This is a genomic window from Lutimaribacter degradans (assembly GCF_023703375.1).
Taxonomy (GTDB): Bacteria; Pseudomonadota; Alphaproteobacteria; order Rhodobacterales; family Rhodobacteraceae; genus Lutimaribacter; species Lutimaribacter degradans.
In genome coordinates, this window is the sequence record NZ_JAMQGO010000002.1 from 36,036 (window position 1) to 47,944 (window position 11,909).

The 11,909-nt window shown below is 65.0% G+C and carries 14 protein-coding genes; 9 read left to right on the forward strand and 5 right to left on the reverse strand.

Features of this window, described 5'->3' with window-relative positions:
- Window positions 1-74 precede the first annotated feature (74 nt).
- On the forward strand, window positions 75-2,258 hold the full coding sequence (locus tag M8744_RS04610; RefSeq protein WP_434481346.1) for a hypothetical protein: 2,184 nt from the start codon (window positions 75-77) through the stop codon (window positions 2,256-2,258).
- A gap of 79 nt (window positions 2,259-2,337) precedes the next feature.
- On the opposite strand, the gene M8744_RS04615 is transcribed toward M8744_RS04610, so the two are convergent.
- The 5 genes from M8744_RS04615 to nthA form a co-directional block, all read right to left on the reverse strand.
- Window positions 2,338-2,562 (reverse strand): DUF2842 domain-containing protein, encoded by a 225-nt coding sequence (locus M8744_RS04615; RefSeq protein ID WP_251410202.1) that lies wholly within the window; start codon window positions 2,560-2,562, stop codon window positions 2,338-2,340.
- Window positions 2,562-3,857, reverse strand: coding sequence for an adenylosuccinate synthase (locus M8744_RS04620; protein ID WP_251410206.1), 1,296 nt, complete (start codon window positions 3,855-3,857; stop codon window positions 2,562-2,564). Before M8744_RS04620 ends, M8744_RS04615 begins: the two co-directional genes overlap by 1 nt.
- A 182-nt stretch (window positions 3,858-4,039) precedes the next feature.
- Window positions 4,040-4,357, reverse strand: coding sequence for a nitrile hydratase accessory protein (locus M8744_RS04625; protein ID WP_251410209.1), 318 nt, complete (start codon window positions 4,355-4,357; stop codon window positions 4,040-4,042).
- Entirely contained in the window at window positions 4,354-5,025 is a 672-nt protein-coding gene (gene nthB, locus M8744_RS04630) for a nitrile hydratase subunit beta (RefSeq protein ID WP_251410212.1), read from the reverse strand. Before nthB ends, M8744_RS04625 begins: the two co-directional genes overlap by 4 nt.
- On the reverse strand, window positions 5,022-5,642 hold the full coding sequence (gene nthA, locus M8744_RS04635; protein WP_251410215.1) for a nitrile hydratase subunit alpha: 621 nt from the start codon (window positions 5,640-5,642) through the stop codon (window positions 5,022-5,024). Before nthA ends, nthB begins: the two co-directional genes overlap by 4 nt.
- A 117-nt stretch (window positions 5,643-5,759) precedes the next feature.
- Between nthA and secG the strand changes: the two genes are divergently transcribed.
- The 8 genes from secG to M8744_RS04675 all read left to right on the forward strand — a co-directional run bounded on the left by secG (window position 5,760) and on the right by M8744_RS04675 (window position 11,889).
- On the forward strand, window positions 5,760-6,131 hold the full coding sequence (gene secG / locus M8744_RS04640; RefSeq protein WP_251410218.1) for a preprotein translocase subunit SecG: 372 nt from the start codon (window positions 5,760-5,762) through the stop codon (window positions 6,129-6,131).
- Window positions 6,132-6,297: 166 nt separating this feature from the next.
- On the forward strand, window positions 6,298-7,941 hold the full coding sequence (gene pyrG, locus M8744_RS04645) for a CTP synthase (protein WP_251410221.1): 1,644 nt from the start codon (window positions 6,298-6,300) through the stop codon (window positions 7,939-7,941).
- Between the two features lie 243 nt (window positions 7,942-8,184).
- Window positions 8,185-8,964: a hypothetical protein gene (locus M8744_RS04650; RefSeq protein WP_251410225.1), complete on the forward strand. Its 780-nt coding sequence runs from the start codon at window positions 8,185-8,187 to the stop codon at window positions 8,962-8,964.
- Complete coding sequence (locus M8744_RS04655; RefSeq protein WP_251410228.1) at window positions 8,961-9,254, forward strand: DUF1330 domain-containing protein; 294 nt, start codon at window positions 8,961-8,963, stop codon at window positions 9,252-9,254. The genes M8744_RS04650 and M8744_RS04655 overlap by 4 nt, the downstream gene beginning before the upstream one ends.
- Complete coding sequence (locus M8744_RS04660) at window positions 9,254-9,715, forward strand: tellurite resistance TerB family protein (RefSeq protein WP_251410231.1); 462 nt, start codon at window positions 9,254-9,256, stop codon at window positions 9,713-9,715. The genes M8744_RS04655 and M8744_RS04660 overlap by 1 nt, the downstream gene beginning before the upstream one ends.
- Before the next feature lie 72 nt (window positions 9,716-9,787).
- Entirely contained in the window at window positions 9,788-10,228 is a 441-nt protein-coding gene (locus tag M8744_RS04665) for a tellurite resistance TerB family protein (protein ID WP_251410234.1), read from the forward strand.
- Window positions 10,229-10,242: 14 nt separating this feature from the next.
- Complete coding sequence (locus tag M8744_RS04670; RefSeq protein WP_251410237.1) at window positions 10,243-10,998, forward strand: phosphate/phosphite/phosphonate ABC transporter substrate-binding protein; 756 nt, start codon at window positions 10,243-10,245, stop codon at window positions 10,996-10,998.
- A 114-nt stretch (window positions 10,999-11,112) separates the two neighbouring features.
- Window positions 11,113-11,889, forward strand: coding sequence for an ABC transporter ATP-binding protein (locus M8744_RS04675; RefSeq protein WP_251411116.1), 777 nt, complete (start codon window positions 11,113-11,115; stop codon window positions 11,887-11,889).
- Window positions 11,890-11,909 lie beyond the last annotated feature (20 nt).

Consider the following 11,909-nt stretch of genomic DNA (forward strand, 5'->3'; position numbering starts at 1 on the left):
GAAGAATCGTTCACGTTTCGGCGTCACTCGGATGCTAGGTACACTCTGGCCGGCACATAAAAGGTAAGGTGATCATGGTGAGCACGAGTAAAATTCTGACGGTTTCCTACGGCACGTTCTCGTGCACGTTGGAAGGATTCGACGATTCATTTGAAACGATGAAGGCGATTGCAGAGTATTTTCGAGACTTGGCCGCTGACGACCGATATTTCGGGGCAGAACCTCCGTCGCCGGATGCAGAAATGCTTGCCCGGATAGCCGAACGTGAGATTGCCCGCCGCGTCGAAGCACGCGAGGAACGGGGCGGTATCGTTCTGCGAGCCTCCGACCCGGTTGAACCCGCCCGGACGCTTGCCGACACGGACCAACCCCAAGAACAGGACGCGCCTGCGCAAGAACCTGCCGCCGAATCCGAAACCGACCTGGCCCCACACGCCGATACGCATGAAAGGGCGGTCGACGGCGGCGAAGATGAGAATGAACCCGAGGCGAACGCGGCGCGCCCAGGCCCCGCACAGGACGGCCCCGCACAGGATGAAGCCGCCGCGCATGAAGAAACCGGGTCCGACAATGTCGCGGTGACTACCTCGGCCGAGGCAAGTCAAGACGCAAACACCGATGCCCAGGCGGCGCCGATCACAGTGGCGCGCGAGGTGGCAAGCGACGAAACGAGCATTGCCGCCAAGCTTCAACGCATCCGCGCGGTCGTGTCGCGCAATGCCGTCACGACTGGCAGCGAGTATTCCGAGGATGAGCACGCCGAGGGGTTCGACGCCGCCGACAGCGCCGCGCTTGACGCGGTTTTGACCGAAAGTGTGGAAGACGAGGACGAGGATTCAACCCTGGCCGATTTCCTGGCCGCGTCCCGGCCCGAGCAGAACGAAGCGGAACCCGAGGCAGATACTGCGCCTGAGCATGACACCGCAGTGGAAACGACCGCCCCGGTCGATAGGTCCGACGACGCAACCGCACGGGCGGCCCCCGGTGACAGCGACGCCAAGGCCGAGGACCAGGCAGATACCGATGACGTTGCCAGCATCCTTGACGAGCTGTCCGGCTTGTCGGGTGACAGTGTCAGTGCGGACGAGATGCCGCAGGGCAATGATGCCGCTGCGGACGGGAACGGCACCGAAGCCGAAGATGACTCGCTCGATGATTTCCTGGCTGGTCTCGAAGCCGGGGAGGCAGAGTCGCCCAGGACCGTATCGGAAACGGCAGACCATGCGGACGCAGACGGGGCTGACGAGGCTGCCGCCCGGTCCGATGCTGACAAGGCTGATCCCCCGGCCGCCCCGCAGCACCATGCGCGGATCGTCAAGATCAAACGCGCCGATTTCAAGGCCGCCATCGCCGACGGCACGTTGGAAGAGGCTGACGAAGACGACGATTGGAATGCGCTGGATGAAAGCGACCTAACCCCCGAGGAAGAGGCCGAACTGCGGGCCGAGCTGGCCCAGGTCGAAGCCGAACTGGACGACGAGGATGATGCCGACGTCGATTCGATCTTTGCCGAGGCCGATGACGACACGCCCGACACGCAAGACCGGCGCCGCGTGCGCGACCAACTTGGGCAGGCCACCTCGGAACGAGACCTGACACGCCTGATGGCCAAGACGCTCAGCGAGATGGACGAGCCGGAATCCACCAACCGGCGCAACGCGATCCAGCATCTGCGCGCCGCTGTCGCCGCAACCCGTGCCGACAAGGAGGCCGGGGTGGAAACGGGCGAGGACACGATCGGCGAGGCCTATCGCGAAGACCTGGCCTCGGTCGTGCAGCCGCGCCGCGCCAGCACTGAAAGTGCCGGCACCCCGCGCCCAACCGAAGGATCGCGCCCTGCCCCGCTAAAGCTGGTGGCCGAACAGCGCGTGGATACCCGGGATGAGCCGCGCAGCCCCGTGCGCCCGCGGCGCGTGTCGATGGCGGATATCCAGGAAAAGGCACAGGAACGGCCCGTAAAGGGGGCCGAGGGCGAAACCTTTGCCGATTACGCCGAAACGCAGGGCGCCAAGGACCTGGCCGAAGTGCTCGAGGCGGCGGCATCCTACCTGTCCTTCGTCGAAGGGTGCGACCAGTTCTCGCGCCCGCAGCTTATGACCCGCGCCCGCTCGGTGATCGGCGACGATTTCAGCCGCGAGGACGGGTTGCGCAGCTTTGGCCAACTGCTGCGCCAGGGCAAGATTCAAAAGCTGAAAGGGGGCCGCTTTACGGTCTCCGACCAGATCGGCTTTCAACCCGCGGAGCGGCGCGCGGGCTGATCGCCCACGCTGATCTAAAGACAACAAAAGAAAACGGCGGGCCGAATTGTGGCCCGCCGCTTTTCATATCATTACCCCGTCAGCCATCGTTATCGTCCGGGTCGGGCTGGCCGACACCCCTGAATATGAAACGAAACGGCAGCGCCCAAACGACCCCAAGTGCGACATAGACAAGGAACTCGGCCCAGATCGGCGGACGTTCAAGCATGTTTACAACTGTCACCGCTGCCACGATGTAAAGCGGCAAGCCGATCAGAAGTATAACCAGCGACCAGCGCTTTCGGGCTTTGTAACTCAGGCTCATCAGTCTGCAAACGGGTCCGTTACAAGGATCGTGTCATCGCGTTCGGGTGACGTCGAAAGTAGCGCGACCGGGCACTCGATCAACTCTTCGACGCGGCGGACGTATTTGATCGCGTTGGCGGGCAGGTCTGCCCAACTGCGCGCCCCTTCGGTTGATTCGGCCCAGCCCTCCATTTCTTCGTAGATGGGCACGCACCGCGCCTGCGCATCGGTTGCGGTGGGCAGGTAATCCAGCCGCGCACCGTCCAACTCGTAGCCCACGCAGATCTTGAGAGTGTCGAACCCGTCCAGCACATCGAGCTTGGTCAGCGAGATGCCGTTGACGCCACTGGTGGCGCAGGTCTGGCGCACCAGTGCCGCGTCGAACCAGCCACAGCGCCGCTTGCGGCCCGTGGTGGTGCCGAATTCGTGCCCGCGTTCGCCCAGGCGCTGCCCATCTTCATCATGCAGCTCGGTCGGGAAGGGCCCTTCGCCCACGCGGGTGGTGTAGGCCTTGACGATGCCCAGCACGTAATCGATGGCCCCCGGCCCGATGCCCACGCCAGTGGCCGCCTGACCGGCAATCACGTTGGACGAGGTGACAAAGGGATAGGTGCCGAAATCGATATCCAGCAGCGCGCCCTGCGCCCCTTCGAACAGGATGCGACGGCCAGCTTTGCGTTTCTCGTTCAGCACCTTCCAGACCGGCGCGGCGTATTGCAGGATCCGGGGCGCGATCTCTTGCAACTGCGCGATCAGCGCGTCGCGGTCGATCGGCTCGATCCCCAGGCCCCGGCGCAGCGGATCGTGGTGTTGTAACGCGCGATCCACCCGCGCCTCCAACGTGGCGGCATCGGCCAGGTCCGCCACGCGGATCGCCCGCCGGCCAACCTTGTCTTCGTAGCACGGGCCAATGCCGCGCCCGGTCGTGCCGATCTTGGTGCCCTTGCTCGCCGCCTCTTCGCGCGCGCGGTCAAGTTCGCCATGGAACGGAAGGATAAGCGGCGTGTTCTCGGCAATCATCAGTGTCTCGGGTGTGATTTCGACCCCCTGCGCGGTAATCGTCTCTATCTCGGTCAGCAGGTGCCACGGGTCGAGCACCACGCCATTGCCGATCACGCTCAGCTTGCCGCCCCGCACAACGCCCGAGGGCAGCGCGTGCAGCTTGTAGACCTTGCCGTCGATCACCAGCGTGTGGCCGGCATTGTGGCCACCCTGAAAGCGGCAGATCACGTCCGCCCGCTCGCTCAGCCAATCGACGATCTTGCCCTTGCCTTCATCGCCCCACTGCGCGCCTACAACGACCACGTTTGCCATGTCACGACCCTTTCCTGACGGTCCAAACCCGCGCCGGTATAGCGACGCGCGGCGCCTGTTGAAACCGGAAATTCACGCCGCCCGTTTAACGGGTGGGAATTCAGGTTGCCTCGTGGGTTTGCCGATCGCTATCGCTCAGGCCGTGGCGCCAGCCCCGCGTGATGCGCGCGGCGGCCATGGCATCACGCCAGCCGCACCGGGTCGCCGTGCGGCGTGCGCATGTAAGCCGCCTCCCACGCGTCGCGCATCTGCTGCACCAGCGCCGCCTCGGCCAGCGAACGCTGGGACAAGAGCCCCTCAAGCGCGGCCAGCCAGGCGTTGAAATAATCGTCGCCGCCATCCAGCTCTTTCGACAGGCCATGCTCGGCCAGCGTAGCGCCGAACCGCGCGGCCCAGTCGGGCCAGGTGAACACGTCACGTTCGTGCAGATGCACCGTCAGCGCGAAAAGCTGCGCATGCCATGGTTCGGAAAATACGGGGGTCTTGGGTGCGTCGCTCATGCCGGCTCCAGGTAGCTTTCCCACAGATCGCAGGTCACCTCGTCACCGGCACGTTCGGCCGTGCCCCACAGTTCGGCGGCATCGAAAACGACGGTGTAAAGGTGTTCGGGCGCTTCACCCAAGCCATGGGCGTTGGCATCAGGCAACACGTGGCCGCCATGATGGTGCAGGATGCGCCCCACCGCACCGGCCGCATATGCCGGCAACCGCGTATGCCCGCCGGGCACAAAGGCGTTACGCGCCGGCCTGCGGGTGCGCACGCCATCACCGGGGGCAAAACGCGGCCCGCTCGCAACCGGGCGATCGGCAGGCCCGCCACGCGCCAGCGCACCGGCGACCTGATCGGCCTTCAAGGCACGAGAGGCAAGCGGGCTTGCACCATCGCCCTGCCCCGCCGCCAGCTCGGCGCGGGTGACAACGCCGTGCTCTTCCAGCAGGTCGGCAAGCGCCGAGATCCATTTTTCGAAATACGAAAACCGCGCATAATCGGAGGGCGACAACCGCTCGCGCGAATGGCGCGAGGTATCGAGGTTCCATTGACCCAGCGCACCAGCGGCAAGCGTCACGGCCAGGGCCCGTGCGTGCCACTCTTGCTTGAAGACAGGCTCGGGCGCCGGTGCCACGGGCCCGTCGCCGAACCGCCCGCCCATGTCATGCACACGGGTCATTCTGGCCGCCCCGGCAGGCCGGTGCCGACCATCGAATCGCGCGTGACCCAAGGTATAAGGTCTTCTTCGCTCAGCCCTTCGGTCCCTTCGGGGCGCATGGGAATCACGAGGTATCGCATCTCGGCGGTTGAATCCCACACGCGCACCTTCGTGCCTTCGGGCAAGGCCACGCCGAATTCGGCCAGCACCTTGCGCGGCTCTCGCACGGCGCGGGCGCGGTAGGCGTCTGACTTGTACCAGCTTGGCGGAATGCCCAGCAGCGGCCAAGGGTAACAGCTGCACAGGGTGCAAACGACCATGTTGTGTTGCTCGGGCGTGTTTTCGACAGCCGTTATATGCTCGCCCTGGCGGCCATAGAACCCCAGTTCGGCCACTACCGACGTGGCATCGTCCAGCAGGGCCGCGCGAAACTCGGGGTCGGTCCAGGCACGGGCCACCACTAGCGCACCGTTCTTGGGCCCGATGCGATTTTCGTAGGTGTCGATAATCTCGTCCAGCGCAGCGGGATCTATCAGCCCCTTCTGCGTCAGGATGGTTTCGATCGCCTTTACCCGCAGCGCCGGGTCGGGCGGCAGGACGGCATGGGCGTGGTCGTGATCGTGATGGTCATGTGGCATGGAATCGATGATGCGCCAGGCAACCCATCCTGTCCAGAGCGGGAATGATCGCTTGCCCCTTGGGCGAAACATCATTACATGGCCCCTGATACGAAAAATCCGCCAAGCCGAGGCCCCATGGAAAACGTCATCCTCATCGTCCATCTTCTTCTGGCGCTGGCGCTGATCGGCATCGTGCTGGTTCAGCGGTCCGAGGGCGGCGGGCTTGGCATCGGTGGCGGTGGCGGCGGCACCATGTCCGGGCGCCCTCCGGCAACGCCGATGGGCAAGGTGACATGGGTTCTGGCGATCGCGTTCATCTGCACTTCGATGATATTGACGATCCTGGCCGCGCAGAAATCGGCAGGCAGTTCGGTGCTGGACCGCATCGGGAACCAGCCCGCCGCTGAACAAAGCGACGACGGCGATCCGGTGCTGCCCTCGGCGGGCGATGGCCTGCTGCCGCCCAGCGGCGATGACAGCGCACCGCTGGTTCCGCGCGCCGATTAAGGGCCCGCGCCACAACTTTTTGAGGGAAGTGGCGGGCCCACAACAGCATCTTGCGGTCTGCTTGCGTCATCAAGGCGAATCCATTATAACTTGAGTCCCGTGGTGCTGCGGTCTTTTGGGCCGGGCGGGCGCTCTGTTTCATGCGACACACGGGAGAGGCCGATACATGGCTCGTTTCATTTTCATTACCGGCGGCGTTGTGTCTTCCCTTGGCAAGGGGTTGGCGTCGGCCGCGCTTGGCGCGCTGCTCCAGGCACGCGGGTTCAGCGTTCGGCTGCGCAAGCTTGACCCCTACCTGAACGTCGATCCCGGCACGATGTCGCCGTTTGAACATGGCGAGGTTTTCGTTACCGATGACGGTGCGGAAACCGATCTGGACCTGGGCCATTACGAACGCTTCACCGGCGTGCCCGCGCGCATGACCGACTCGGTCAGTTCCGGGCGCATCTATTCCAACGTGCTTGAAAAGGAACGCCGCGGCGATTACCTGGGCAAGACCATTCAGGTGGTCCCCCACGTCACCAACGAGATCAAGGATTTCCTGCGCGTGGGCGAGAACGAGGTCGATTTCATGCTCTGCGAGATCGGCGGCACCGTGGGCGATATCGAGGGCCTTCCGTTTTTCGAGGCGATCCGCCAGTTTTCCCATGACAAGCCGCGCGGTCAGTGCATCTTCATGCACCTGACGCTGCTGCCCTACCTGGCCGCCAGCGGCGAGTTGAAGACCAAGCCGACACAGCACTCGGTGAAAGAGCTGCAAAGCATCGGCATTGCGCCGGATATCCTGGTTTGCCGTTCGGAACAGCCGATCCCCGAGAAAGAGCGCGAGAAAATCGCGCTGTTCTGCAACGTCCACAAGGACTCCGTGGTTGCGGCCTATGACCTGAATTCGATCTACGAGGCGCCGCTGGCCTATCACCGCGAAGGGTTGGACCAGGCGGTGCTGGATGCCTTCCAGATCAGCCCGGCCCCCCGCCCCGACCTGTCTAAATGGGAAGACGTGGCCGACCGCATCCACAATGTCGACGGCGCGGTAAACATTGCCATCGTCGGCAAGTACACCCAGTTGGAAGACGCCTATAAATCCATCAAGGAGGCCCTGACCCACGGTGGCATGGCCAACCGGGTCAAGGTGAATGTCTCGTGGGTCGATGCCGAGGTGTTCGACGCCGAAGACGCCGCGCCCCATCTCGAAGGCTTTCACGCGATCCTCGTGCCCGGCGGCTTCGGCGAGCGCGGCACCGAGGGCAAGATCAAGGCGGCCGAGTTCGCCCGTACCCGCAAGATCCCCTACCTGGGGATCTGCCTGGGCATGCAGATGGCCGTGATCGAGGCGGCCCGCAACGTCGCCGGCGTCAGCGCCGCCGGGTCCGAGGAATTCGACCACGAGGCCGGCAAGAAACGGTTCGAGCCGGTGGTGTATCACCTCAAGGAATGGGTGCAGGGCAACCAGAAAGTGAGCCGCAAGGCCACCGACGACAAGGGCGGCACCATGCGCCTGGGTGCCTATGACGCGGTGCTGAAAGAGGGCTCCAAGGTTGCCCAGATCTACGGCACGACTGCGATCGACGAACGCCACCGCCACCGTTACGAGGTGGACATAAAGTATCGTGACAAACTGGAGGCCGCGGGCCTGAGCTTTTCGGGCATGTCCCCCGACGGCCGGTTGCCCGAGATCGTCGAATGGGCAGATCATCCGTGGTTCATAGGCGTGCAGTTCCACCCCGAGCTGAAATCCAAACCCTTCGATCCACACCCGCTTTTCGCCGATTTCGTGCGTGCCGCGGTTGACGCGTCGCGGCTGGTTTAAGGCGGCGCCATTCCGGCAACCGGCGCAGCCAGTGCGCGGCGCCGTTTCTTGCATTGGCGTACGGGCGGCCTGGTCGGGCCCGGCGGGTCGAGGCCGCTGTTCGCCGGGCACGAATTCATTGCAAAACCATGCCAGCCCCGGGTGGAAAACCTGCCCGTGGGCTTGTTTTCCACCCGTTGCATGCTTCACCCTTTGCACTGCGCCTGACCGATAATTTAAATTCGATCCGAACAGGAAGCAGCCGTGACACCATCCGCCGCCCTGGTACTGGCCCTGATACTGGCCTGCATCCGGCCCGCTTTGGCCGACCCGCTGCTGGCGGTGCCCTATGCCGACCTGGCCGCACGGCTGGATGGGCGCATAACCTTTGACACGCTGCCGGCCGGGCCTGAGCCCGGCCTGTCGCTCGATCACCCCGTCCAGGTCGATGGCGCGGCGGTGGGTGCCGGGTTCGCCGGGCAGCAACACGCCATCCGGCAGGCAGGCAGCGGGGCGCGATACGACCGGCTTGCGCGCGCTCGCGCGCAGGCGCCATTGCGGCTGGTGGGGCAAGGGCCGGGCCAGGGGCTGGCCTTCGCGCATCATCGCGGTTTTGGCTCGGTCGCTGTCTTTCCGTTGGGGCCGGACGGGTTCAAGGCCCTGTCAGGCCGTGGCGAAGGCGCGCTGGCCGTGCTGTTGCCCGGCGACCAGGCGGCAGTGGGGCTGCGCATCCATTCCGACTACCCCGATCCGCTGGGGGCCCGGCCCGCCCGGCCCGGCACGGTAGAGGTGATCGCGCTGTCAAGCGACGGGCGCGTGATCGGTCGCCACGGCGCACGGCTGGGTGCGGGCATAACCGAGCTGGGGCTGGTGCGCGCCGAGGGCCAGGCCGATATCGCGGGGTTCGTTCTGCTCAATACCGATCCCGGCGGGATCGCCGTGGACGACATCGTGTTCCAGCGCGCGGCGCTGCTGGGCAACCTCTTGACCGCCCCCGGCCCTGCGCGCAGGATGAACGCGAAACGAGGGACGAGAACAAGATGACGAAAGCATACTGGGTGGCCCATGTGGATGTGGATGACCCCGAAACCTACGAGAAATACCGCCAGGCCAACGCGGCCCCCTTTGCCGAGTTCGGCGCCCGCTTCATCGTGCGCGGCGGCGAACAGGAGGTGCGCGAAGGCCGCGTGCGCGCCCGCACCGTGGTGATCGAATTTCCCAGTTACGAGGCGGCGGTCGCTTGTTACGAATCCCCCGCCTACCAGGCCGCCAAGGATATTCGCGACCCGGTATCCTCGGCCGACATGATCATTGTCAAAGGGTACGACGGCTGATGTTCGAAAAACTGTTGGCGCGCTTTCGGGCGGGCGAACCTGCCACGCCGCCGCAGCCTGATGCGGACCTGGCGCTTGGGGCCTTGTTGGTGCGTGTCGCCCAATCCGATCACAATTACCGGGTCGAAGAGATCCAGCGCATCGACCGGCTGCTGGCACGTCTGTTCCGGCTGAACCCGGTCGAGGCCGCCAAGATGCGCGCGACCTGCGAAAAACTGGAAAAACAGGCCCCCGGCACCGGAAGCTTCGCCGCGCTGATCCATGACAACGTGGATCATGCCCACCGGCTGGACGCGTTGCAGGCCCTCCACGAAGTGATGCTTGCCGATGGCCGCCGCGCCGAGGAAGAGCTGTCGCTGATCCACGCGCTGACCAGCGCCCTGGGCCTGACCGACGAGGACGAGGCCACCGCACGCGCGCGCGCCGAGGCTGGGCAGGATCTGCCCCCGGCCCATCCCTGAGGTCGGCAGGCCCGCGGCGACCCTGCGCGATTGGGCTTGGCGGCGGGCGGCGGGCGGTCTATGTCATGTCACATGCTGTCCCGTATCCTGACACGCCTGTTGGCGCCCGACCCCGCGCTTTTGCCCGATGAAGACGCCCGGCTTGCGATGACCGCGCTTCTGGTGCGCATCGCCCGCACCGATGGCGATTACGCGCCCGCTGAAATCGCGCGGATCGACCGGATCGCCCGCGCCCGTTACGGCCTGACCGAGCACGAGGCACAAGAGCTGCGCGAGCAGGCCGAAGAGGTCGAGACCCAGGCCCCCGACACCGTGCGCTTTACCCGCGCCATCAAGGACGCCGTCCCCTACGAGGAACGGCTGGGTGTCGTGGTGGCGCTGTGGGAAGTGGTGCTGGCCGATGGCGTGCGAGAAGCCGAAGAGGATGCCCTGGTGCGCATGGTCACCAATCTTCTGGGCATTTCCGACCGCGACAGCGCACGGGCGCGCCAGCGCGCCCAGTCCGGCGGGTGATCGCCGCCCTGCCCATGTATGACCTGCCCTGGCTGCGTGGCCCGACCGATCGGCTGTGGCACGCGGTCAGGGCGCATCTGCCTGACGCCATGCGCGATGCGGCGCCCGCCGCGCCGACGCGCGATGCCGATCCATGGGATATCTGGCAATCGCCCGATCTTTTGCTGGCGCAAACCTGCGGGTTACCCTTCCGCGCAAGACTGCATGAGAGGGTCGCACTTGTCGCCAGCCCCGATCACCGCCTGCACGACTGCGCGCTGGGCCAGTATCGCAGCACGCTGATCCGGCGGCGAGACGACACGCGACGGCTTGAACAATTGGCCCAAGGCATCATGGCCTATAACGAGCCGCTGTCGCAATCGGGCTGGGCCGCGCCCATGGCGCACCTGGCGGCGCGCGGGCTGGCGCCCGGTTGCCTGCTGCAAACAGGGGCGCATCTTGCGTCAGTCGACGCCGTGGCAGAGGGGCGGGCCGATTTCGCCGCCATCGACGCCGTGACGCTGGCGCTGTTCGCCGCGCATGATCCCGACACGATGGCGCGGCTTGACCCGTTCGATCACACCACCCCTACACCTGCCCTGCCTTATATCACCGCCGCGCGGCACGATCCGGCGCCGATCGCCACTGCGCTGGCCGCGGGAATCGCCGCAATATCGGCCGATGACCGCGCCGCGCTTTACCTGCACGGCGTGACGCGCCTGCCGCCTTCCGCCTATACCGCAATGCCGATACCGGATGCGCCCGATCAGGCGGCAAACCCGTCGTCTTGATACCTGACTATGGGTCAATTCTGGCCAAACACGTCGATTTCCCGCGCTTTGATCGTTGCAATAACGCGAAAATTCGTCCCTATTGTCGGATTGAAACAACCCACAGGGGGATACGTGGCGGATACCGCTCCGGTCATCGAAATTCGGAACCTGCACAAGGCCTATGCCGCGCTCGAAGTGATAAAGGGCGTCGACATTACCGCCCGGCGGGGCGACGTGGTATCGTTGATCGGGTCGTCGGGGTCGGGCAAATCCACGATCCTGCGCTGCGCCAACCTGCTGGAAGACAGCCAGCAGGGCGACATCCTGTTCAAGGGTGAGCCCGTGAAATGGCGTGGCACCGGGCATGGCCGCCACCCGGCCGATGCCGCGCAGGTTCTGCGCATCCGCACGAACCTGTCGATGGTGTTTCAGCAATTCAACCTGTGGGCCCACATGACCATCCTGCAAAACGTGATGGAGGCGCCGGTAACCGTGCTGGGCCGGCCCCGCGACGAGGTGGAAAACGCCGCACGCGCCTATCTTGAAAAGGTGGGCATCGCCGAAAAGGCCGATGCCTACCCCGCGCAGCTTTCGGGTGGCCAGCAACAACGCGCCGCGATCGCGCGCGCGTTGGCGATGGAGCCCGAGGCGCTCTTGTTCGACGAACCCACCAGCGCGCTTGATCCCGAACTGGAACAAGAGGTGGTCAAGGTCATCAAGGCGCTGGCCGAGGAAGGGCGCACCATGCTGGTCGTTACCCATGACATGCGCATGGCGGCCGATATCTCGAACACCGTGATCTTCCTGCACGAAGGCAAGATCGAAGAACAAGGCCCGCCCGATGCAATATTCGGTGCGCCGCAAACCGAGCGGCTGAGGGGCTTCCTGTCGGCCACCCTTAACGAGTGACCGACCAACCATACCAACCT